The sequence below is a fragment of the Campylobacter sp. 1569 genome (assembly GCF_024723675.1).
Classification (GTDB): Bacteria; Campylobacterota; Campylobacteria; order Campylobacterales; family Campylobacteraceae; genus Campylobacter_D; species Campylobacter_D jejuni_C.
On record NZ_JANQDB010000006.1, the window covers coordinates 45,687 to 69,026 of the forward strand.

Below are 23,340 nucleotides of genomic sequence, written 5' to 3' on the forward strand. Positions count from 1 at the left end.
ATATGAATCACGAATTTTATATGAATTTAGCTATAGATAAAGCTTGGAAATATCAGCTTTTAACCTACCCAAATCCAGCCGTAGGTTGTGTGATTTTAGATAAAAATGGCAAAATTTTAAGCATAGAAGCGCACAAAGAAGCAGGTAAGGCTCATGCAGAGCTTGAAGCAGTAAGCAAAGCCTTAAAAGTGCTTAATCCAAATTTAGATTTGCCACAAAATGCAAATGATTTGCATGAGTTTATCTGTAAAAATCATCAAGGCTTGCTAAAAGGTGCTAGTGCTTATGTGAGTTTAGAACCTTGCAATCATCAGGGTAAAACCCCACCTTGTGCGAAACTTTTTAGCACACTTGGTTTTAGTGAAGTTTTTATCGCTACTAAAGATGAGCACAAGCTCGCAAGTGGTGGAGCAGAGTTTTTAAAAGATCAAGGCATAAAAGTTCACATGGGAATTTGTGAGCAAAGAGCCAAAGAGCTTTTAAAACCTTTTTTAAAATGGCAAAAATCAAGCTTTAAATTTTTTAAACTAGCCCTTTCTTTAAACGGCTCTGCTTATGGTAAAATCGTAAGTTCTAAAGCAAGTAGAACCTATGCCCATGCATTACGCTCAAAGCTTGATTTACTTGTAGTAGGTGGAGAAACTATAAGACATGATAGGCCTATTTTAGATGCAAGGCTAGCTCAAACTAAAGCGCCAAATTTATGCATACTAAGCCGTCAAAATTTAGAAAGTTTTGATCCAAACATTCCTTTATTTAGCGTGCCCAAAAGAGAAATTTTTACAAGCATTCCTAGTGAAGCAAAGTTTATTATGTATGAGGGCGGGGAGAATTTTTTAAAAGCCTTTAAAGATGAGCTAGATATGCTATTGATTTTTTCAAACTCGAATTTAAATACCTTTGAAAATATTAAGTTAGATTTAAAGCTAAAGCCTTTATACAAAGGCTTTTTAGAAAATGATACTTATGGGTTTTATGAGATTATTAAATCTTAGTAGATTTTTTGTGAGCTTACTTGTGTGAAAAATCGTGCTAAAGTGTTAGCAAAAAAGCTAGCACTTTGCTCTTCTAATCGTTTTAAAAACTTATCTATAGCATCTTCTTTTTGCCAGATAGGGTTTTGCACTTTGGCTAGTTTTTCTAACTCTTTTTTGGCTTGCTCGTAATTGCCTATTTTATCAATGAGTTTTAATTTTAAAGCCTCATTTGCTAAAAACACTTTCGCATCAGCCCATGAGCTTGTTTGGTTTAAGTCTAGCTTGCGATTTTTAGCGACAAATTGTGTGAAAAGTTCATAGCTTTGATTAGCTAAATTTTGTAAAAAGTCTTTTTCATCTTCGCTCCATTTACGCATGAAAGTTCCTGCTTCTTTATAGCTTCCTGCTTTGATAGTTTGCTCATTTATGCCAAGTTTTTGTGCAAGCTCACTTATTTCAAAGCCTTGCATGATCACCCCAATAGATCCTACAAAGCTAGCAGGATTAGCGATGATCATATCAGCTCCCACTGCACTTAGGTAGCTTCCACTTGCTATAGTTCCACCTGCATACACTACCACAGGCTTTTTAGCTTTAAGATCTTGTATAGCTAAGGCTATTTCCATGCTTGGTGCAAAAGCTCCACCAGGGCTATCTATAAAAAGCAAAACCCCTTTTATAGCTTTATCATCTTTGGCTTTGTAAATTTGTTCTAAAAGATTACTCGCATCGCTAATTTCACCTTTAAGATTAATTTGTGCTAAGTTTGCATTAGAAAGTTTGGCATTATCTCCACTTGGAGTAAGGATTAAAAACACGATAAACAAAAACACAAAGGTTTTAAAATAAGTGTTGATATAAGAAATGATTTTTCCAATTCCTTTAAAAAATGATTTTATAATTTGCATTCTTTCCCTTCTATAAAAAGTTTTAACACTTCTTTGCTTTGTAAGATAAATTGCAAAGGAAGTTGTTTTAAATTTGTACTATTTGGTAAAGCAAAAAGACTAAAATCAGCTATTTTGCCTTTTTGAATTTGACCTAGGTTTAAATTTAAAGCTTTTGCGGCTTTATTTGTCGCCATTAAAAGCAATATTTTAGCAAAATTTTCTAACTCAAAATCATCATGTATAAGTAAATTTGCTTTCATTTCATCAAGCATACTTAAAGAAGTGTTTGAGCTTAAGCCATCGGTTCCTAGATGGATATTAACACCATTTTTTAAAGCAGATTTTAATTTAAAAGTATTTTTACTCAAAAGTCTGTTTGAAAAAGCACAATGCGTGATCGAGTGTAAATTTTTATCTAATAAATCCCATTCTTTAAAATACACACAATGAGTAAATAAAGTCCTTTGGTCTTTAAAAAGTTCTAAAAAACTTTGTGGAGTGTAAAATGGCATAGGATTTTTGCTAAATTTAGCCAAGCTCTTTTTAAAACCACCATTTTTAAACCTTAGCCAGTTGTTTTCATGATTACTTTCAAGAAAATGTGTGCTTAGTAAATGATCATTTTCTCTAGCAAGTTTTATAGTAAATTTGGCAAGTTCTGGGTGGGTTGAGTAGGGCGCATGTACTGAAATAGCAGGGATAAATTTAGAAGTTTTAAAACTCATGCTTTTTTCATAGCGAGTTAAAAATTCTTCTTTTTTAGCTTGGATAAAATTTGCATTTGAACCTAAAATTTCATTAAAAAATACCACTCTAGCTTGTGAATTGACACAAGGGTTTAAATCACTCCCAAAGCTTGAAATTTCACCTATGGTAGCAGTGCCACTTTTTAGCATTTTATGGATATTTTGCGAGATTAATTTTTCTTTGGCTTTTTCGTTTAATTGCTCGCGGTTATTAAAAATACTATCAAGCCATTTTAAAAAGTCTCCAAATACTAAATTTCCATTATTTGCACTAAATTCTAAATGCGTGTGCGGGTTGATAAAAGCAGGTAAAAGTAAAGTATCTTTTGGAGTTGGTATAAGCTTAGCTTGTGGGTGGGATTTTTGTAAATTTTCTAAGCTATCAATTTCTAAAATATTATCATCAAAAAGAACTGCTTTGTCTTCTAAAATATTAAAATCATCATCGCAAGTTAAGATGATTTTAGGTGCTATTATAAACATTTTACCTCCTTTAAAAAGGGAAATTGTAGCTAAAATTTAGCTTTAAAATGCTATAATATAGTAAATTTTACTAAATAAAGGTTAGATTATGAAAGTTATGGTGATACAAGGACCAAACATCAATATGCTTGGTGTGAGAGAAACTCATATTTATGGCAATATGAAAATGGAAGATATCCATGAGCAAATGAAACAAGCCGCAAAACAAGCTAATGTAGAGATTGAGTTTTTTCAAAGCAATTTTGAAGGTGAGTTAGTTGATAAAATTCAAGAATGCTTAGGTAGTGTAGATGGAGTGATTATTAATGCAGCTGCTTATGCACACACTTCTATAGCAATCCGCGATGCGATTGCAGCGATTAATATGCCTGTGATTGAAGTGCATATTAGTAACACTTATAGAAGAGAAGAATTCAGACAAAAAAGCATGATAGCGCCAGTTTGCGCAGGTAGTGTGGTAGGTTTTGGTCCTTTTGGTTATCATATGGCTTTAATGGGACTTTTCCAAATTTTTGATCAAATCAATGCATATAAAGCAGCTCAAGCAAAAGCACAACAAGCAAATCAATGAATTTTATCTTAAAAAACGAAAATGCACTTTTTTATGAGTGTGGCTATTCTTGCGATAATGCTTTGTTTTTAAAACTTGAAGATGAAGCTTTTTTCATCACTGATGTAAGATATAGCTTTGAAGCTAGCGAAATGATAAAAAATGCTAAGGTAGTTTTAGCACAAGATCTTTTTGCTAGTGCTAGAGAGCTTTTAGAAAAAGCAGAAATTGATAAAATATGTTTTGACCCAAAAGACTTTAGCTATTTTGAATTTAAAGAACTTAGTAAAAGTGCAAATATCGTTTTTGAAGAAAAATTAGACTTGAGTAAAAACAAACGCATTATAAAAAACGCTAAAGAATTGCAACTTCTGCAAAAGGCTGTAAATTTTGGTAAAGAATGTTTTGAAGAATTTGCTAATTTTATCAGCCAAGAAGGTTATGGAAAAAGCGAAAAGGAATTACATTTTAAAGCATGTGAAATTTTTCAAAAAAAAGGCGCTTTAGGACTTTCTTTTTCACCTATTGTAGCTATTAACGAAAATGCGGCTAAGGCACACGCTTTACCTAGTGATAAATGTTTAGAATATGGAGATTTGTTATTAGTTGATGCGGGTGTGGTTTATCAAAGGTATTGTTCTGATCGTACAAGAACGGCTTGTTTTGATGAGAGTGGTATAGTTTTTGATAAAAATAAGCCAAATTTTAAAGATAAAGAAATTATGCAAATTTATGAAGTGGTCAAGCAAGCTCAGCTTCAAGCTATAGAAAGAGCACGCGTTGGTATGATGGCAAGTGAGCTTGATTTTATCGCAAGAGAAGTGATTAAAAATGCAGGTTTTGAAAAAGAATTTATTCACAGCTTAGGGCATGGAGTGGGGCTTGATATACATGAGTTGCCAAACATTAGCCCAAGAAGTGATTATGAACTAAAAGAAGGTATGGTATTTACCATTGAACCTGGAATTTATATCAAAGATAAACTTGGTATTAGAATAGAAGACATGGTCTATCTTGATAAAGAAAAGGCAGTGGTGTTATAATTTGCTGATTAAAGGAGCTAGAAGGTTAGAAAAAATTCGTTTTTTTCCTTTTTATTCAAAGGCAGATAAAAAAGGAAAATACATAGCCATTATAGGACTTGGAAGCAATATAGAAGATGAAAAAAAACGCTTTCGGAGTTTATTTAGGCTTTTAATGCAAGATAAACGCTTGCAAGTATTGCAAACATCGCCATTTTTGATTAATAAAGCTTTTGGCTTTGAAGAGCAAAAAGACTTTACTAATGCAGTGATGGTTGTAAGCACAAGTTTGCACGCAAGAGCATTTTTAAAAGTTTTGTTTTTTTATGAGTTTAAATTCAAAAGAAAAAGAACTTTTAAAAATGCTCCTAGAACGCTTGATTTGGATTTGTTGTATTTTTCAAAAAAAGCGCGTAAAGATGAGTATTGCACAGTGCCTCATGTGGGGGTAAATGATAGAATTAGCGTAACTTTGCCTTTGGGCTTGTTAAGATAAGGAAAAATATGGGACAATTGATTCATACTTTTACAGTTGAAAGCACAGATGAGATTATACCTAAGGTTAAGCAAGATTATGGCGATAAGGCTTTGATAGTAACTAATAAGCAAATTCGTCCAAAAACCATCAATCAAAAGCCTTTATACGAGGTTATAGTAGCGATTGAAGAAGCTGATTATGAAGAACATTTAAAGCAAAACAATTTACCTATGCCACCAAAGAAAAAACCAAACACAGCAAGTTTTCCTGAGGCTAAAATTCAAGCTCCAAAATTTGAAGATGAAAAAAAAGAAGAAGATGTAGTGCTTGATTTTTCTTCAAAAGCTAAGCAAAAACCTATTAATCCTTATTTAAATACAAGTAAAAAAGATGATAATTTTTTAAATTTAAAAAATAAACTTTCTCAGGTTAGTTCAGAAATTAGCAAAGTTTCAAATTATCAAGATTTTTCTATGCCAAATCCAAATTATGATAAAAAAATTGAAGCCTTTGAAAAGCAAATGAATAAGCTTAATGATAAAATGAATTTGCTTGTGGATATGATGTGGGATGATAAGGCAGATTTACGTAAAGAACTAGCTATACCACCTGAGTTTGCAAGTATTTATAAGCAAGCTAAGGCAAGTGGCATGCAAGAAGCGCATTTAGAAGCGATTATGAAAGCGACTATTGAAAATATGCCAAGCACTATGAAAGCAAATCAAGAAGCAGTGCAAAGGTATTTTTACTCACTTTTGCGTAATATGCTTCCATGTCGTTTAGAAAGTGAAATTAAAAAGCAAAAAATCATGATGTTAGTAGGCCCAACAGGAGTGGGTAAAACTACTACTTTAGCTAAACTTGCTTTTCGCTATGCTTATGGAGATAGACGCTATAAAACCGGTATTATAACTCTTGATACTTATAGAATAGGCGCAGTAGAGCAACTTTTCCAATATGCTAAGATGATGAAGCTTCCTATTATTGATAGTATAGAGCCAAATGACTTAGATGATGCGATTAGAAGTTTAAATACTTGTGAGGTTATTTTAGTAGATACAACCGGAAATTCACAGTATGATAAAGCAAAACTTGAAAAAACAAAAGAATTTTTATCGCATTCTAATGCGCAAATTGATGTAAATTTGGTACTTTCAGCAAATACAAAATATGAAGATTTATTAGAAACTTATAATAATTTTTCATTTTTAAATATAGACACTTTAATCATTACCAAATTTGATGAAACAAAAGTATTTGGAAATGTATTTTCTTTACTTTATGAAACTAGCACTCCGATGAGCTTTTTTTCCATAGGTCAAGAAGTGCCTGATGATATAGAAGTGGCTAATAGTGACTTTTTAGTGCGTTGTGTGTTAGAAGGTTTTAGAAGGGATGAAAATGAGTAATCAAGCAGAAAAATTAAAAGATCTAGTAAAAAATGAAAACTCAAATGTAAAACATACTCATTTTATCGCAGTTACTAGCGGTAAAGGTGGGGTTGGAAAAAGTACTTTTAGTGCAAATTTGGGCAACATCCTAGCTAAAAATGGTTATAAAGTAGGGCTTTTTGATGCAGATATAGGGCTTGCAAATTTAGATGTGATTTTAAATGTGCGTGTGGAAAAAAACCTTTTACATGTTTTAAAAGGTGAATGCTCGCTAGAAGATATTTTAATAGAGGTAAAGCCAAATTTATGGCTTATCCCAGGTGAAAGTGGCGATGAAATTTTAAAATATAATGATAAAAACATTTATGAGAGATTTTTAAACCAAACAAGTATCTTAGATGATTTAGACTTTTTAATCATTGATACAGGAGCAGGTATAGGTGGTAATATAGGAAATTTCTTAGAAATGTCTGATGAGGTTATTGTCATCACTGTGCCTGATCCTGCTGCGATTACCGATGCTTATGCTACTATAAAAACCACTTCAAAAACTAAAGAGAATTTATTAATGGTGTTTAATGTTGTTAAAAATGAAAATGAGGCTATGAGAATTTTTGATAACATTAAAAAAGTAGCAGATATTAACATTAAGCATAATTTAAATTTAGAATTTTTAGGATTTTTAGGTCAAAGTAAAGATATTAGTTCTAGTATTAAAAAAAGAACTTTATTTAGTGATGATGACACTAATGCAAGTGATGAGCTAAAAACCATAGCTTCTAAGCTTTTATATAGGTTGGAACAAAAAGTGCTTAATAATGTGGGAGATAAAAGCATTATGAGTTTTTTCAAAAAGCTTTTGGATCGTTTTTAGATTGAGGGAAAAAGATGAGACCAGAGAATTTTGTTGCTTTTTTTACTGTTTGTGGTTTTTTTATAGGATTAATGTTTACCATAGTTAATATAGAAGATGCAGTAGAGATAGTTGTATATACTTGTTTGATTACTTTTGTATTTTATGTGTTAATCCATATAGTCATTATGATTTTTGTAGATGTTAATAAAATTAGCGGTAGAAGCTTTAATAAAGAAAAATACGAAAATGAAAATAATAGTTTTATAGCAGAATTAGCCGCAAGAGAAAAGAAAATGGATTACTTGCTTGAAAAACTTCAAGAAGAGCGTGAAGACCTTAAAAAGCTTGAAAGCTCTTCAAAAAGAAAAGTAAAACATGCAGCCGCATAATGCCTATGCTTCTACGCTAAAAAAAGAACAAGATGACTTAGTCATCTCTTATATGCCAGCATTAAGAGCTATGGCTTTTAGACTTAAAGAGCGTTTGCCTGCTAGTATTGATGTAAATGATTTAATTAGTATTGGTGTAGAAGAGATGATCAAACTCTCACGTCGCTATGATAAAGAACAAAATGATAATTTTTGGGGTTTTGCAAGAAAAAGAGTCAATGGGGCTATGCTTGATTATCTAAGAAGTCTTGATGTGATGAGCAGAAGCAATAGAAAAATCATCAAAGATATTGATGCTATTATAGATGAGTTTTATCAAGAAAATGAAAAAGAACCTGATGATGAGTATTTAGCGCAAAGACTAAATTTAGAAGTAGAAAAGGTAAAAGAAGCAAGAGCAGCTCATGCTATATCGCTTGTTATGCCTTTGGATGAACAGCTAAATTGCTTTAACGATAGCAATATCATAGAGCAAATAGAAAAAGAAGAATTAATAGAAAAAATCAACGTAGTTTTGGAAGAATTTAAAGAAAGAGAAAAGCTTGTAATACAGCTTTATTATTATGAAGAATTAAATTTAAAAGAAATCGCAGAGATTTTAGAGATTAGCGAGTCAAGAATTTCACAAATTCATAAGCGTTTGCTTAAGAAGATTAGAGAAAGGCTAGTTTAATGGCTGAGATACTTTCCCAAGAAGAAATTGATGCTCTTTTAGAAGTTGTTGATGATGATAGCGATGAGAGTACAGCTACATCAAAACTAGAAGAAATAGAAGATAAAAGAGATATAGTAGTATATGATTTTAAGCGTCCAAATAGGGTTTCTAAAGAACAGCTTCGTTCTATCAAAGGGATTCATGATAAATTAGCAAGAAATCTTGCTTCTCAAATTTCATCTATGATGAGAAGTATAGTTGAGATTAAACTACATTCAGTGGATCAAATGACTTATGGTGAGTTTTTGATGTCTTTACCTTCGCCAACAAGCTTTAACGTTTTTTCGATTAAACCTTTAGATGGAAACTGTGTTTTAGAGATTAATCCAAGTATTGCTTTCCCTATGATAGATAGACTTTTGGGTGGTCAAGGGGAAAGTTTTGACACCTTAAGAGAGCTTACAGAAATCGAACTTAATTTGCTTGATTCTATTTTGCGTATTATTATGCAAAGACTTAAAGAAAGCTGGATGAATGTTACAGAAATTTATCCAAGTGTTGAAGCAAAAGAATCAAGTCCAAATGTTGTGCAAATTGTTTCTCAAAATGAGATTGTTATCATGGTGGTAATGGAGATTATCATCGGAAATTCAAGCGGTATGGTAAATATTTGTTATCCTGTTGTGCATTTGGAAAGTATTTTGAGCCGTTTGGCAAATCGTGATATTATGATGGGTGAAACTTCAGCTAAAAAGTCAAGAAATAAAGAGCTTAAAACCTTGATCGGCCGTGCTGAGGTAATTTATGAAGCTATGCTTGGTAAAACTTTTATCAATGTGAATGAATTTTTAGATTTAAAACAAGGGGATATTTTAAAGCTTGATAGAAGTGCAGATGATAAAGCTATAGTAGCTATTGATAAAAAAGAAGTATTTTTAGCTCAAGTGGGGCTTCATAGATTTAGAAAGTCAATTAAAATCTTAGAACTTATCAAAACTGATAAAGATGAGATTAAAGAAATGCTTGAAAAATATGAAGATGAAAGAAGAGCAAAAGCAAATTCGTATGATGATAATGAAGAACTAGAAGAGGAAGACGATGATCAATGATTTTTTAGGCATATTCGTCAATGAATGTGTAAGTACAATAGAAGGTTTAACAGGAAAAAGTGCTGAATTTAGCGAGTATTATGAGTATGATGTAAATTCTCAAGATTCTATGACTCCACCATTAGTTAGCGCTACTTTTAGCGTTAATAATGAAATGAAAATCAAAATCCTAGCAAGTGCGGTTTTAATGAGTGCAATTGGTGAGTGGATGATGGGAGAAGAAGAAATCTCCAAAAACAGTGAGCTAAATGAAGATGAAATGGACGCTGCTAAAGAAGCTATACAAAATATCATTTCAGCATTTTCTACAACCTTAGGCGCACAAAAAGAAATTCCAAAAATGGAGTTTAGTCTAGAAAATTGTGAATTTGTTGCAGATAGCTTAGAACTTGGTGGTTTTCATAAACTATATTTATACAATGTAAAAATAGCTGATTTAGAAGAAAAAATTTCTTTAGTATTTGATGAGAAAATTTATAAGATTTTAACTAAAACTGACTTAGAAGAAATCGTAGCAACAAATGAAGATCATACGCAAGATCATAAAGCCTTGGCTAATGTAGAAGAGCTAAGAAATATCGGTTTGATCATGGATGTACGCTTACCTATAAGAGTGCGTATAGGTAGTAAAAAAATGCTTTTAAAAGATGTTTTAACTATGGATATAGGTTCGGTTATCGAGCTTGATCAATTAGCAAATGATCCTTTAGAAATTTTAATAGGCGATAAAAAAATTGCTTATGGAGAAGTTGTTATCGTAGATGGAAACTTTGGAGTGCAAATTACTGAGATAGGCTCTAAAAAAGAAAGATTAGAACAACTAAGATGAAAGAATATATCATTGAAGATATTACTTATCTTAAAGAATTAGAAAAAATTCAAAAAGGCATAACTTTTTTTGGTTCTGCTAGGTTAAAAGAAGACAATGAGTATTGTATTTTGGCTTCAAAATTAGCTCAAAAGTTAGCAGATCTTGGTTATAGTATCATCAGTGGTGGTGGCGGTGGCATTATGCAAGCTGCTAATTATGGAGCTATGCAAAGTCAAACTTCACACTTAAAATCTTTTGGATTTAATATACATTTACCATTTGAGCAAAAAGCAAATGACTTTTTAGAGTATAATATCACTTTTAAGAGCTTAGCCATTCGCAAAATGGCTCTTATTCAAAAGAGTCTAGCTTTTGTGATTTTCCCAGGCGGCTTTGGAACATTAGATGAATTTTTTGAAATTCTTACTCTTAAACAACTTAGTTTTAAAAAAAATGTTCCTATTATTTTAGTTGGGCAAAAATTTTGGCAACCTCTTGATGAATTTATCAAAACTTCTTTACTAGAACTTGGAACTATATCTAAAAATGATGAGTTAAAGTATAGTATAAGTGATGATTTAGATGAAATTATAAGAATGATAAAGGAAAAAGATGAAAATTCTTGTTGCGATGAGTGGGGGTGTGGATAGTACTGTAACTGCTTATAAATTAAAACAAGCAGGACATGAGATCATAGGTTGTTATATGAAGCTTCATGGAAAAGCTAACTATCATGAAGAAAATATACAAAAAGTTGAAAAAGTTGCTAAATTTTTAGACATCAAATATCATATTTTAGACTTACAAGAAGATTTTAAAAATCAAGTTTATATGCCTTTTGTTAATACTTACAAAGAAGGAAAGACGCCAAATCCTTGTGCTTTGTGTAATCGCTTTATCAAGCTTGGCAAGCTTTTGGAATTTGCTAAGAGTTTGGGTTGTGAAAAATTAGCCACAGGTCATTATGCAAGGATAGAAAATGGTTTGATTAAAACTGCAGTTGATGAGAGCAAGGATCAAAGTTATTTTTTAGCAAATGCAGATAAAGAGGCTTTGGAATATTTGATTTTCCCTCTTGGAGAGATGAAAAAAGAAGATGTGAAAAAATTTGCTTCCACAATCGATGTTTTAAAATCTTTTGCAACACAAAAGGAAAGTTCTGAAATTTGTTTTGTGGAAGATACTTATGTGCAAGTTTTAGATCAGTTTATGGATACTAAAATTCCAGGTATTGTAAGAGATAGTAGCGGTAAAGAAGTAGGAAAACACGAAGGTTATATGCACTATACCATAGGTAAAAGAAGAGGTTTTGAAGTGCGTGGGGCTCATGAGCCACATTTTGTATTAAAAATTGATCCTAAGAAAAATGAAATCATAGTAGGTAAAAAAGAAGAGCTTAAGATAAGTGAATTTAATCTTGATAATATTAATTTATTTATCGATGCTAAAGAATTAGATTGTGAAGTAAAAATACGCTATAGGTCAAGATCAACCCCATGTAAAGTTTTGATTAATGAAGATAAAAGTGCAAAAATCATCTTACAAGAGCCTGTTTATGGACTTGCTAGCGGACAAATGGCGGTATTTTACGATAAAGATTTGGTTCTTGCAAGTGGATTTATAAAATAATGCTAAAGTTTGATGTTTTTAAATAGCAGGAGTTAAAAATTAAGTTTTGTAAAATTATTTTACTATTAAGTGGTAGCTTGAAATTAATTTCTTATTTTAATCTTTTTTCAAGAGTAAGGCCATCATACTCGGTGGCTTTTTAAAATCTGTTTTAGAAATTTTATTATATAAATTTAATATAAGATGTATAAAAATTTTATATAATTTTAACTATAACAGTTAAATCAACAAAGAGTAATATTATGAGGATATTAGGTTTTGATATAGGAATTAATTCTATAGGCTGGGCTTTTGTAGAAAACGATGAGTTAAAAGATTGCGGAGTTAGGATATTTACAAAAGCTGAAAATCCGAAAAATAAGGAATCTTTAGCCTTGCCTAGACGCAATGCAAGAAGTTCTAGAAGACGTTTAAAAAGAAGAAAAGCAAGATTAATTGCTATCAAGCGTATTCTTGCAAAAGAATTAAAACTAAACTACAAAGATTATGTAGCAGCCGATGGAGAACTACCTAAGGCTTATGAAGGGAGCTTAGCAAGCGTTTATGAGTTAAGATATAAAGCATTGACTCAAAAGTTAGAAACAAAAGACCTAGCAAGAGTGATTTTGCATATAGCAAAACATCGTGGCTACATGAACAAAAACGAAAAAAAATCAAACGACGCCAAAAAAGGAAAAATTTTAAGTGCTTTAAAAAATAATGCTTTAAAATTAGAAAACTATCAAAGCGTTGGAGAATATTTTTATAAAGAATTTTTCCAAAAATATAAAAAAAATACTAAAAATTTCATCAAGATCCGCAATACTAAAGATAATTATAATAATTGTGTTTTGTCAAGTGACTTAGAAAAAGAACTAAAGCTTATCTTAGAAAAACAAAAAGAATTTGGCTATAACTATAGTGAAGATTTTATAAATGAAATTCTTAAAGTCGCATTTTTTCAAAGACCTTTAAAAGATTTTTCACATTTAGTGGGAGCTTGTACTTTTTTTGAGGAAGAAAAGCGAGCTTGCAAAAATTCATATAGCGCTTGGGAGTTTGTGGCTTTAACTAAGATTATCAACGAAATAAAAAGCTTGGAAAAAATAAGCGGAGAGATTGTGCCAACTCAAACAATAAATGAAGTTTTAAATCTCATTTTAGATAAAGGAAGTATCACATATAAAAAATTTAGATCTTGTATCAATTTGCATGAAAGTATTAGTTTTAAAAGTCTTAAATACGATAAAGAAAACGCTGAAAATGCAAAATTAATTGACTTTAGAAAGTTAGTAGAATTTAAAAAAGCTTTAGGAGTGCATTCTCTTAGTAGACAAGAGTTGGATCAAATATCTACGCATATTACCTTAATAAAAGATAATGTTAAACTTAAAACTGTTTTAGAAAAATACAATTTAAGCAATGAGCAAATCAATAATTTACTTGAAATTGAATTTAATGATTATATCAATCTTAGTTTCAAAGCACTTGGCATGATCCTTCCTTTGATGAGAGAGGGAAAAAGATACGATGAAGCATGTGAAATTGCAAATTTAAAACCAAAAACAGTTGATGAAAAAAAAGATTTCCTTCCAGCTTTCTGTGATAGTATATTTGCGCACGAGCTTAGTAATCCTGTTGTAAATAGAGCTATAAGTGAGTATAGAAAGGTCTTAAATGCTTTGCTTAAAAAATATGGCAAAGTGCATAAAATTCATTTAGAATTGGCAAGAGATGTGGGGCTTAGCAAGAAAGCAAGAGAAAAAATAGAAAAAGAACAAAAAGAAAATCAAGCGGTTAATGCTTGGGCTTTAAAGGAGTGTGAAAACATAGGACTTAAGGCAAGTGCTAAAAATATTTTAAAATTAAAACTATGGAAAGAACAAAAAGAAATTTGTATTTATAGTGGCAATAAAATATCCATAGAACATTTAAAAGATGAAAAAGCCTTAGAAGTTGATCATATATATCCTTACTCAAGAAGTTTTGATGATTCATTCATAAACAAGGTTTTGGTTTTTACCAAAGAAAATCAAGAGAAACTTAACAAAACACCTTTTGAAGCTTTTGGAAAAAACATAGAAAAATGGAGTAAAATTCAAACACTAGCTCAAAATCTTCCTTATAAAAAGAAAAATAAAATTTTAGATGAAAATTTCAAAGACAAACAACAAGAAGATTTCATCAGTAGAAATTTAAACGACACAAGATATATCGCAACCTTAATAGCTAAATATACAAAAGAGTATTTAAATTTTTTACCTTTAAGTGAAAATGAAAATACAAATTTAAAAAGTGGGGAAAAAGGAAGTAAAATCCATATTCAAACTGTCAATGGTATGCTCACATCTGTTTTAAGACATACTTGGGGTTTTGATAAAAAAGATAGAAATAATCATCTTCACCACGCACTTGATGCGATTATAGTTGCATACAGCACAAATTCTATCATAAAAGCTTTTTCAGATTTTAGGAAAAATCAAGAGCTTCTAAAAGCAAGATTTTATGCTAAAGAGCTTACAAGTGATAATTATAAACATCAAGTTAAATTTTTTGAACCTTTTAAAAGCTTTAGGGAAAAAATTTTAAGTAAAATCGATGAAATATTTGTTTCAAAACCACCTAGAAAAAGAGCAAGAAGAGCTTTACATAAAGATACTTTTCATTCTGAAAATAAAATTATCGATAAATGTAGCTACAATTCTAAAGAAGGCTTACAAATAGCGCTAAGCTGTGGAAGAGTTAGAAAAATAGGCACAAAATATGTTGAAAATGATACTATAGTAAGGGTTGATATCTTTAAAAAGCAAAACAAATTTTATGCTATGCCTATTTATGCTATGGATTTTGCCTTAGGAATTTTGCCAAATAAAATAGTGATCACTGGTAAAGATAAAAATAACAATCCAAAACAATGGCAAACAATAGATGAAAGTTATGAATTTTGTTTTTCTTTATATAAAAATGATTTGATTTTGTTGCAGAAAAAAAATATGCAAGAGCCTGAATTTGCTTATTATAACGATTTTAGTATTAGCACCTCTAGTATTTGTGTTGAAAAACACGATAATAAATTTGAAAATTTAACATCTAACCAAAAATTATTATTTTCTAATGCAAAAGAAGGAAGTGTCAAGGTTGAAAGTTTAGGAATCCAAAATTTAAAAGTATTTGAAAAATACATTATAACCCCTCTTGGGGATAAAATAAAAGCAGATTTTCAACCAAGAGAAAATATATCTTTGAAGACAAGTAAAAAATATGGCTTACGATGAAGCCTTTAAAAGCGTATTGATCGCAAATCAAGCAAAACTAAGCCTTGAATTAAATCATCTTGTAATAAAACAAGATGATAAAGAGGTTAGAATTTTTCTAAAAGATATTAATTTTATTATATTAGAATCTTTACAAGCAAGTATTACTTCAAGCTTGCTTAGTGCTTTGGCTAAATATAAAATTATACTTTTAACTTGTGATGAATCTCACAATATAAATGGAATTTTTTCTCCATTTTTAGGACATTTTATAAGTGCAAAAGTAGCTAAAAAACAAATCGCAGTAAGTCTGCAAAGAAAAGCGATTTTATGGCAAAAGATTATTAAAAACAAAATTTCAAATCAAGCTTATATTTTAAAAATTACCAATCATTCTAAAGAAGCCAAAGAACTTTTAAATATGGTTAAAAATGTAAATTTAAACGACTCTAAAAACTTAGAATCAACTGCAGCTGCTTTATATTTTAAAACGTTATTTGGTAAAGATTTTACAAGAAATGATATATGTTTTATAAACTCAGGATTAAACTATGGTTATGCTATTATAAGGTCGCTTATCGTTAGGGCAGTTTGTATAAGTGGGCTTTTGCCATGGCAAGGTATAAAACATGATAATATTTACAATGACTTTAATCTTTGCGATGATTTGATAGAAGTTTTTAGACCGTTGATTGATTTGTGTGTATTTAAGCTAAAAGATACAAAAGATAGTGAATTTTTAGACAAGGAAACAAAGCAAAAATTAATTAGTATTTTGCAAGAAGAAGTGGTTTTTGAAAATAAATCTTATCCTTTAAATAGAGCTATAAATTTTTACGTGCAAAATTTTAAAAATGCTTTATTAGAAGATGATGAGCTGATGATGGTAAATTTATATGATAGAAGATAAATTTATGAGAGTTTTATTGATGTTTGATATGCCCACCAAAAGTAAAAAGGATCAAAAAAACGCAAATAAATTTAGAAACTCATTGATAAAGCTTGGATTTTTTATGATGCAATTTAGTGTATATGTAAAAATTTGCAAAGGATCAGCTTCGGCAAAAACAACGATAAAATCGATAGAGAAAATTTTACCACCTTATGGAAATATAAGAGTTTTAACCATAACAGAAAAACAATTTGATAATATGCAAATTCTTTTAGGAGGGGTTTCTTTTAATGAAAAAATGAATGATGATAAAAATCTAGTTTTATTTGAATATGATGAAAAAAGTAAAGATTTTAAATATGGCAATGAAAAAATAAACAAAGAAAAGAAAAAAACTAAGTTGATACAACCTAGTTTATTTGAATTTTAATGGTTTTAAAGGGATTGTAACCCTGCGTGGATGACCAAAAACCACTTATTTTAGTCTCTTTTTAAATTTCTTTAGCAAGAATTATAGCATATTCTAGGTTTTTTTCTATAGAAAAACACCTAGTTTTCTTTGTTGGATAAAAGTCAATTTTATCATAAAGAAATTTAAAAAGAGACTAAAACGGTGCTTTAGAAAACTCTGTCGGGGACTTATTTTATCATAAAGAAATTTAAAAAGAGACTAAAACAAATCACCAAATTTTATAATCACATCCTTAATTTTATCATAAAGAAATTTAAAAAGAGACTAAAACTATTGTTTTAAAAGGCGGTAAAGAGTTTTTATTTTATCATAAAGAAATTTAAAAAGAGACTAAAACCTCGATTTTTTAGAAAGTTGAGAAAACTCTATTTTATCATAAAGAAATTTAAAAAGAGACTAAAACAAATTAGAAGATGAGTATAATAATGCAAGAATTTTATCATAAAGAAATTTAAAAAGAGACTAAAACCTATAATTATTTTAAAATCATCGATGATTTATTTTATCATAAAGAAATTTAAAAAGAGACTAAAACTTATAATATTTTCATTATTCCTGTTATAATATTTTATCATAAAGAAATTTAAAAAGAGACTAAAACAAGGTGCGTTTTGTTTAGAGAAAAGGGAAAATTTTATCATAAAGAAATTTAAAAAGAGACTAAAACCGTATAGCAAATACAATTAGAATTATTGTTATTTTGCTCTAAAGAAAATTAGAAAATAGCTTCACAAATTTATGAAGCTAAAATATTTCCATAATGCTTATATCAAACCACAAAAGATCAAATTTAAGCAAAATTCCATAAATCACAGCACTAAATAATCCTGCGAAAATCCCCGCTAAAACATCATCTAGCATTACACCTAAACCACCTTTGGTTTTTTTGTCAATTTTACCTATGATAGAAGGTTTTGTAATATCAAAAAATCTAAACAAAACAAAAGAAAGTAAAAAAGTAAAAACACTTTGTCCGCAAATTGCCAAGGCTAAAAATACCCCAACAACTTCATCTATTACAATATGTTTATCATCGTGTATGCCTGTTTGTTTTTCGTATTGGTCGATGATTTTAATAGAGATTAAAAAAAGTAAAATTGCAAGTAAGATCAAAGTTCCTATGCCTAAATACCTTAAAATAAAAAAAGCAGGGATTAGCGCTGCTATCGTGCCAAAGGTTCCTGGAGCTTTATTGACACTACCTGAATAAAAAAAAGTTAAAAATAATTTTTGCATGATTACACCATATATGACATTTGATGAAGTTTTATAAGTTGCTCATAAAATTCTTTATCGCTTCGATATTCTAAAATACCATGCGTAGGGAAAAGATTGCTATAGATATTTTGTTTATTATGAAAGCGATTTGGGAAAAGTTCAGATAAAATCAAAGCCGAAATTTCTCTTCTTATAAAAACTGCTGGTGGAATGATACCAAGTCTAAGTAAATTTTTTAAAGAATCGCCATGGTATTTCATATGATGATGAGCTCCATGCGGGCATGATTTGGTGCTTACTATCATCTTGCATTCATCGCAAAATACAAATTCAGGAAGTATAGTTACTTCTATATTATAATCTTTTGCAAAGTCATCAAGCACAGTAAAGGCTCTGTTTTGATTAAAATACATTCCAAGTCCTGCGTGATTTTGTCCTACAAAAAGTTTATTGCAGTCAAAACTTTTAGCCAAAGCACACTCAAGAACTGGATTTAAATGTGAGGCAAAAATTTTGATATTATGCAAAGGTATGAGTAAAACCCTAGAAGATGGTAAGTAATTTTGTGCAAAAACATCAAAACAACGTTTTTTAAGTTTTAAGCTCAAACCATTATTTTCATAAGATTCTATAAGGAAAATAATCACTAGATCAGATTGCTCTATAGCCCATCTTAAAATTCTCTCATGTGCTCTGTGAAAAGGGTCAAAACTTGAAACAATAGCGGTAATATTAGAAGGGTTTAATCTTTTTTTGATTTTTTCAAAATCTTCTTTAATAGCTTTGATATGGTTATGATAAATTTCAAATTCCCCGCTAATGCAAGTTTTTCCAAAATCTTGGATTAAACAAGCATTGGGCCTAAAAATATCATTGCTGTTTTTATCATTTTCAAATTTACTTTCTAAGATGATATGCCCTATGGTTTTATCATTGCAGATAAAATCTATTTTATCGCCAACTTTTGCGGTTTCTAAAATAGTATTATTTTCTTTTGTGCTAGCGGGTGCAAAGGTTAGAGTGTAAGGAATTTTTTGATTATGAATCATTCCAGTAGTTAGGACTTCATCTCTTTCTTTTTGGTTCATCAATTTAGTAAAAGAACCAAAAATTCCTTCTTTGATAAAGCACAAAACCTCGTATTCTTCTTCTGAGATTATAATGCTATTTTTTCTTTGTAATGCCATATTTTTTCCTTTTTTCCCATAAAGACTTTCTTGAAATTCCTAACTTTTTAGATAAATCCGTATCAGGAAAGATGTTTTGATAACTAATGATAATGTGTTTAACATAATCATCAATAGTTAAAATCCCATTGCTTTCAAAGCTTTTTTCATCTTCATTTAGTTCTAAAATTTGAAATTCACTATGCTCAATATTCGCGCTTGTATGTATAATAACAGCTTTTTTTAAAGCAAGATTTAACACCTTTTCTTTTTCCAAAGGTTTTAAGGTTTGAAAATTGACTAAATAATATAAAGAATTATCCTTAAAAATTTTATCTAAATTTTGTTGGTGTGAAAGATCTATATAGATATTTGCGATATTGTGCTCATTAGTATAATTAAATACAAAATGATCAGCAAAAATTTGATTGTTAGTTTTTAAAATCAAAGGCAATTTGAATTTTTTATAATCAAAACTTGGTAATTTTGCTGTTTCAAATTTATGTTTTAAGTAAGATTGATAAGTATGATTTAATATGCTTATTTTTTTAAATTCTTGAAAATGCTTTATTTTACGCATTAATTCTTCTATCATGAAAGGCTTTTGTATATAATCACTCGCGCCAGCTTTTAATGGTGCTAAAACAGTATCTGAGCTTATGTAAGATATAAGTAAAATAATGATTTTATGCTTAAAAATTTCTATAATATGTTCAAAATTAGCCATACTAGTAGAAAGTAAAATGATTTCATAATCATGATGAGCAAGTTCATTAACATTTGCGATAATATCACAATCATAACCTATAGAATTAAGCTTTGAGCCTATACTTTGAGCTAAATAAAATTCATTTTCTACTATTAAAACTTTCATAATTTCATCCAATCAAAATATTTTAAATTTACACTAGCTAAAACCGCAATGCCTTCTTTTCTTCCTACAAAACCTAAATGCTCTGTAGTGGTAGCTTTGATATTGATTTTGTTAGGCGTAGTTTTTAATGTTTTAGCGATATTAAAAGCAATAGCTTCTTTAAAATCTTTCATCTTAGGTGTTTGGGCTATGATAGTAATATCAGCATTTACAAGCTCAAAACCATAATTTTGCACCAAAGTATAAGCATTTTGCAATAAAAGCATAGAATCAGCATTTTTATACTGCATATCATTATCTGGGAAAAGTTCGCCAATATCTCCAAGTCCTGCTGCACCCAAAAGTGCATCAATTAGCGCATGAGCTAACACATCTCCATCAGAATGAGCTTTTAAACCCATACTTTCATGTATTTTTACTCCACCCAAAAGCAAGGCTCTTTGCTCTCCAAATTCATGCACATCAAAGCCATTTCCATTAAAAATATCCCAAGATGGTTTTGGTAAATTTAAGCTTTTTAAATCTTCTTTAAAGGTAATTTTTTTAGCTAACTCATCACCTTGCACATACCAAATTTTACCACCAATAGCTTGTATAGCTGTGCTATCATCAGTGAAATTTGAGCTTTGCTCTAAAGCTTTTTTTAGCATACTCGTGCGTGAAAGTTGAGGGGTTTGTATGAGTTTTATTTTATCTCTATCAATAGCTTCTTGAGCATAAATTGTAGTATCACTTACTTTTAAAACAGGTGTAATGCAATCAGCTTTGTCATGATTTTCTATGATATTGTTAAAAAGATTTTTAGAAATCAAAACTCTTGCAACATCACTAACTAAAACATACTCGCTTTCAACCATACTTAAAGCATTGAGTAAAGATTGTGCTCTAGTTGCACCACCTTGGACAAATTTATATTCAGGGGCAAATTTTTTCATATAAGAAATATTACCAGAAGTAACAACTATTTGTTTAAAAGGATAAAAAGAACTTAAATTTTTAGTAGCATAAAGCCATAAAGGTTGTTCGCCTAGTCGTAAAAATTGCTTTTTTACCGGAGCATTAAATCTTGATGATTCTCCCGCAGATAGCATTATCAAGGAAATATCTAACATTTGTTACACCTTAATTTCTTATTAATGTTACGATATTATACACCATAAAAGCCAAAATTTATATTTATGTTAGTAGAATTAATCATTTTAAATAATAAGGAGAAAAATTGAAGGAAAAAATTGAAGAAAGACTAAAACAAGTTATATATCCAGGGTTTAAAAAAGATATAGTTAGTTTTGGTTTTGTAAAAAAAATTGAATCAAATGAAAATCAAGCACATATTGTAGTTGAAATCGTTTCAGCTAATGCTCAAATTGCACAAGAGCTTAGACTAAATATTGCAAATGCTTTAAAAGATTTAAATTTAGAGCTTAATTTAGAAATCATTCAACCAAAAATTCCTGAAGAAAAAAGCAACTCAAGAAGTGGTAAAAATATCGCTCCACAAATTAAAAATTTCCTTATGATTTCAAGTGGTAAAGGAGGGGTAGGTAAAAGTACTACAACTTTAAATTTAGCGATTTCTTTGGCTAAAATGGGCAAAAGAGTAGGGCTTTTAGATGCAGATATTTATGGACCAAATATACCAAGAATGCTTGGCGAGAGTAAAAGCAAACCTGAAATTGTAGGTCAAAAAATTCGTCCTATTTTATCTCATGGGGTTTATATGATGAGTATGGGTGTGCTAATAGAAGAGGGTAAAGGTTTGATGTGGCGTGGCTCTATGATCATGAAAGCGATTGAGCAACTTTTAGCTGATGTACTTTGGCCTGAACTTGATGTATTATTACTTGATATGCCTCCAGGAACAGGTGATGCACAAATTACCTTAGCTCAAAGCGTGCCAGTGAGTGCGGGTGTGTGCGTAAGTACTCCTCAAGTAGTGTCTTTAGATGATAGTAAAAGAGCGCTAGATATGTTTGAAAAATTACACATTCCTGTTGCGGGTATTATAGAAAATATGAGTGGCTTTTTATGCCCTGATAATGGTAAAGAATATGATATCTTTGGTAAAGGCACTACAGAAGAAATGGCAAAAGCTTATAAGTGTGATGTTTTAGCTCAAATTCCTATCGAAATGAGTGTAAGAGAAGGTGGAGATAGCGGTAAGCCTGTGAGTTTTTATATGCCTGAGAGTGTAAGTTCAAAAAGATATTTGCAAGCTGCTGAAAAAATTTGGGAATTTATAGAAAAGGTTAATCAAGAAGGTAAAGTAGATAATTCAGCTATTCAACCTATAATGAATGGCAAAAGTGCGTGCTCGCAATAAGGAGGAAAATATGCCAATAGAAAGTAAAGAAGAATTTTTGAATCTAATTAAGCAAATCGAACAAAGGATTAATTATAAAAAGCCTAAAGCTTTTGCTATAGCAAGGCTTGATCTAAGTCAAGTTGATCCTAGTAAAAAACTTCAAGCTAATTTTGGTGTGATTAATTTTGAGCAAAATTATGCCGCTGCAGCTGTTATGTTTGAAGCTTTTTTTAGAAGAGGGGTTGATATTGATTTTAATGAAAGTGAATTTGTGGCTACTTTGATTAAAGAAGATTTGGATTTTGCTCTTGAATGCTTTGCGCCATTTTTGCAAGAGCAAGGTCATAAAAATATAGAAGCAATCAAAGCAGCAAAGGAAAATTTTAGAGAAAATGCTTTTTCTTTTGTTTGTATTTTTGAAGATGAAGTACCAAAAAGTTTAGAAAGTGTGTATTTAAAACTTTACTTGCTTTCAAATAAAAAAGTGCCTTTAAGAAGCTTAAATTTAACAGGTGCTTTTGGGATTTTACCAAATGTTGCATGGAGTGATAATAAGCCTATTGATTTGGACTTTTTAAGAGAAAATGAGATTGATTTAAAAATGAGTGGAAGGTATCCAAGGATTGATTATGTAGATAAATTTCCAAGGTTTTTAGCTCATGTTATTCCTGAGGATAATACTAGAATTTTAGAAAGCTCTAAAGTAAGAATGGGTGCGGTTTTAGCTGCAGGTACTACTATAATGCCAGGGGCTGCTTATGTGAATTTTAATGCAGGTACAACTGGAGCTTGTATGGTAGAAGGGCGTATTAGTTCTTCAGCTGTTGTGGGCGAAGGTAGCGACGTAGGAGGCGGTGCTTCTATACTTGGTGTTTTAAGTGGCACTAGTGGTAATGCTATTAGCATCGGTAAAGCTTGTCTTTTGGGTGCAAATTCAGTTACGGGAATTCCTTTAGGGGATAATTGTATTGTTGATGCGGGTATTGCTGTTTTAGAAGGGACTAAATTTGCTTTAAAAAATAAAGAAGAACTTCAAAAAATCAACCCTGATTTTAAATTTGATAAAGATATATACAAAGGTTTAGAATTAGCAGGATTAAATGGCTTGCATTTTAGACAAGATTCTCAAAGTGGAGTGATGATAGCAGCTTTTAATAAAAAGGCTGTAAAACTTAATGAAGATTTACATTAATT

Annotated in this window: 23 protein-coding genes and 1 CRISPR repeat array; of the genes, 17 read left to right on the forward strand and 6 right to left on the reverse strand. The window is 30.3% G+C overall.

Annotation, left to right across the window (positions count from 1 at the left end):
• Positions 1-2 precede the first annotated feature (2 nt).
• Entirely contained in the window at positions 3-995 is a 993-nt protein-coding gene (ribD, locus tag CAMP5060_RS04330) for a bifunctional diaminohydroxyphosphoribosylaminopyrimidine deaminase/5-amino-6-(5-phosphoribosylamino)uracil reductase RibD (RefSeq protein ID WP_214135629.1), read from the forward strand.
• Here ribD and sppA read toward each other — a convergent pair.
• Together sppA and mqnF are read right to left on the reverse strand one after the other, a co-directional pair.
• Positions 992-1,885 (reverse strand): signal peptide peptidase SppA, encoded by an 894-nt coding sequence (gene sppA, locus CAMP5060_RS04335; RefSeq protein ID WP_337217966.1) that lies wholly within the window; start codon positions 1,883-1,885, stop codon positions 992-994. The two genes, ribD and sppA, sit on opposite strands and share 4 nt — an antisense overlap.
• Positions 1,873-3,096 (reverse strand): aminofutalosine deaminase family hydrolase, encoded by a 1,224-nt coding sequence (gene mqnF / locus CAMP5060_RS04340; protein ID WP_337217967.1) that lies wholly within the window; start codon positions 3,094-3,096, stop codon positions 1,873-1,875. Before mqnF ends, sppA begins: the two co-directional genes overlap by 13 nt.
• Positions 3,097-3,184: 88 nt before the next feature.
• Here mqnF and aroQ point away from each other — a divergent pair, with 88 nt between their 5' ends.
• The 14 genes from aroQ to cas2 all read left to right on the forward strand — a co-directional run bounded on the left by aroQ (position 3,185) and on the right by cas2 (position 16,541).
• Positions 3,185-3,667, forward strand: a complete 483-nt coding sequence (gene aroQ, locus CAMP5060_RS04345; protein WP_039625266.1) for a type II 3-dehydroquinate dehydratase — start codon at positions 3,185-3,187, stop codon at positions 3,665-3,667.
• Complete coding sequence (locus tag CAMP5060_RS04350; RefSeq protein ID WP_337217968.1) at positions 3,664-4,689, forward strand: M24 family metallopeptidase; 1,026 nt, start codon at positions 3,664-3,666, stop codon at positions 4,687-4,689. Before aroQ ends, CAMP5060_RS04350 begins: the two co-directional genes overlap by 4 nt.
• Before the next feature lies 1 nt (position 4,690).
• On the forward strand, positions 4,691-5,164 hold the full coding sequence (folK, locus tag CAMP5060_RS04355) for a 2-amino-4-hydroxy-6-hydroxymethyldihydropteridine diphosphokinase (RefSeq protein WP_337217969.1): 474 nt from the start codon (positions 4,691-4,693) through the stop codon (positions 5,162-5,164).
• 8 nt (positions 5,165-5,172) lie between these two features.
• Positions 5,173-6,555: a flagellar biosynthesis protein FlhF gene (gene flhF, locus CAMP5060_RS04360; protein ID WP_039617425.1), complete on the forward strand. Its 1,383-nt coding sequence runs from the start codon at positions 5,173-5,175 to the stop codon at positions 6,553-6,555.
• The gene (locus tag CAMP5060_RS04365) at positions 6,548-7,411 is read left to right on the forward strand and encodes a P-loop NTPase (RefSeq protein ID WP_337217970.1); all 864 of its coding nucleotides are present in this window, start codon (positions 6,548-6,550) and stop codon (positions 7,409-7,411) included. The genes flhF and CAMP5060_RS04365 overlap by 8 nt, the downstream gene beginning before the upstream one ends.
• 14 nt (positions 7,412-7,425) lie before the next feature.
• Positions 7,426-7,782, forward strand: a complete 357-nt coding sequence (locus CAMP5060_RS04370) for a hypothetical protein (protein WP_039617428.1) — start codon at positions 7,426-7,428, stop codon at positions 7,780-7,782.
• Positions 7,769-8,455 (forward strand): RNA polymerase sigma factor FliA, encoded by a 687-nt coding sequence (locus tag CAMP5060_RS04375; protein WP_337217971.1) that lies wholly within the window; start codon positions 7,769-7,771, stop codon positions 8,453-8,455. Before CAMP5060_RS04370 ends, CAMP5060_RS04375 begins: the two co-directional genes overlap by 14 nt.
• Complete coding sequence (gene fliM / locus CAMP5060_RS04380) at positions 8,455-9,546, forward strand: flagellar motor switch protein FliM (RefSeq protein ID WP_039617431.1); 1,092 nt, start codon at positions 8,455-8,457, stop codon at positions 9,544-9,546. Before CAMP5060_RS04375 ends, fliM begins: the two co-directional genes overlap by 1 nt.
• Complete coding sequence (gene fliY, locus CAMP5060_RS04385) at positions 9,536-10,375, forward strand: flagellar motor switch protein FliY (RefSeq protein ID WP_039617433.1); 840 nt, start codon at positions 9,536-9,538, stop codon at positions 10,373-10,375. Before fliM ends, fliY begins: the two co-directional genes overlap by 11 nt.
• A complete protein-coding gene (locus CAMP5060_RS04390; protein ID WP_337217972.1) occupies positions 10,372-11,007 on the forward strand; it encodes a TIGR00730 family Rossman fold protein in 636 nt (211 codons plus the stop codon). Before fliY ends, CAMP5060_RS04390 begins: the two co-directional genes overlap by 4 nt.
• Complete coding sequence (gene mnmA, locus CAMP5060_RS04395; protein ID WP_214135637.1) at positions 10,970-11,986, forward strand: tRNA 2-thiouridine(34) synthase MnmA; 1,017 nt, start codon at positions 10,970-10,972, stop codon at positions 11,984-11,986. Before CAMP5060_RS04390 ends, mnmA begins: the two co-directional genes overlap by 38 nt.
• Before the next feature lie 239 nt (positions 11,987-12,225).
• Positions 12,226-15,240, forward strand: coding sequence for a type II CRISPR RNA-guided endonuclease Cas9 (gene cas9, locus CAMP5060_RS04400; RefSeq protein WP_337217989.1), 3,015 nt, complete (start codon positions 12,226-12,228; stop codon positions 15,238-15,240).
• The gene (gene cas1, locus CAMP5060_RS04405; protein WP_337217973.1) at positions 15,227-16,129 is read left to right on the forward strand and encodes a type II CRISPR-associated endonuclease Cas1; all 903 of its coding nucleotides are present in this window, start codon (positions 15,227-15,229) and stop codon (positions 16,127-16,129) included. Before cas9 ends, cas1 begins: the two co-directional genes overlap by 14 nt.
• Positions 16,116-16,541, forward strand: a complete 426-nt coding sequence (gene cas2 / locus CAMP5060_RS04410) for a CRISPR-associated endonuclease Cas2 (RefSeq protein ID WP_261529607.1) — start codon at positions 16,116-16,118, stop codon at positions 16,539-16,541. Before cas1 ends, cas2 begins: the two co-directional genes overlap by 14 nt.
• A 146-nt stretch (positions 16,542-16,687) precedes the next feature.
• Positions 16,688-17,250: direct repeats of the CRISPR family, unit length 36 nt; unit sequence ATTTTATCATAAAGAAATTTAAAAAGAGACTAAAAC.
• Positions 17,251-17,327: 77 nt separating this feature from the next.
• Here cas2 and CAMP5060_RS04415 read toward each other — a convergent pair.
• Genes CAMP5060_RS04415 through CAMP5060_RS04430 form a run of 4 tightly spaced genes read right to left on the reverse strand, consistent with a single transcriptional unit; the run spans position 17,328 to position 20,953 of the window.
• A complete protein-coding gene (locus CAMP5060_RS04415) occupies positions 17,328-17,819 on the reverse strand; it encodes a phosphatidylglycerophosphatase A family protein (RefSeq protein WP_133319620.1) in 492 nt (163 codons plus the stop codon).
• 2 nt (positions 17,820-17,821) lie between these two features.
• Complete coding sequence (locus CAMP5060_RS04420; RefSeq protein ID WP_337217974.1) at positions 17,822-18,988, reverse strand: sulfate adenylyltransferase; 1,167 nt, start codon at positions 18,986-18,988, stop codon at positions 17,822-17,824.
• Positions 18,966-19,841 (reverse strand): hypothetical protein, encoded by an 876-nt coding sequence (locus tag CAMP5060_RS04425; RefSeq protein ID WP_337217975.1) that lies wholly within the window; start codon positions 19,839-19,841, stop codon positions 18,966-18,968. Before CAMP5060_RS04425 ends, CAMP5060_RS04420 begins: the two co-directional genes overlap by 23 nt.
• On the reverse strand, positions 19,838-20,953 hold the full coding sequence (locus CAMP5060_RS04430; protein WP_337217976.1) for a bifunctional 2-C-methyl-D-erythritol 4-phosphate cytidylyltransferase/2-C-methyl-D-erythritol 2,4-cyclodiphosphate synthase: 1,116 nt from the start codon (positions 20,951-20,953) through the stop codon (positions 19,838-19,840). Before CAMP5060_RS04430 ends, CAMP5060_RS04425 begins: the two co-directional genes overlap by 4 nt.
• A gap of 107 nt (positions 20,954-21,060) precedes the next feature.
• Here CAMP5060_RS04430 and CAMP5060_RS04435 point away from each other — a divergent pair, with 107 nt between their 5' ends.
• Positions 21,061-22,164 carry an Mrp/NBP35 family ATP-binding protein gene (locus tag CAMP5060_RS04435; protein ID WP_214099847.1) on the forward strand — a complete coding sequence of 368 codons (1,104 nt, stop codon included), beginning with the start codon at positions 21,061-21,063 and terminating at the stop codon, positions 22,162-22,164.
• 10 nt (positions 22,165-22,174) lie between these two features.
• On the forward strand, positions 22,175-23,338 hold the full coding sequence (locus CAMP5060_RS04440) for a tetrahydrodipicolinate N-succinyltransferase N-terminal domain-containing protein (RefSeq protein ID WP_087700676.1): 1,164 nt from the start codon (positions 22,175-22,177) through the stop codon (positions 23,336-23,338).
• Positions 23,339-23,340 lie beyond the last annotated feature (2 nt).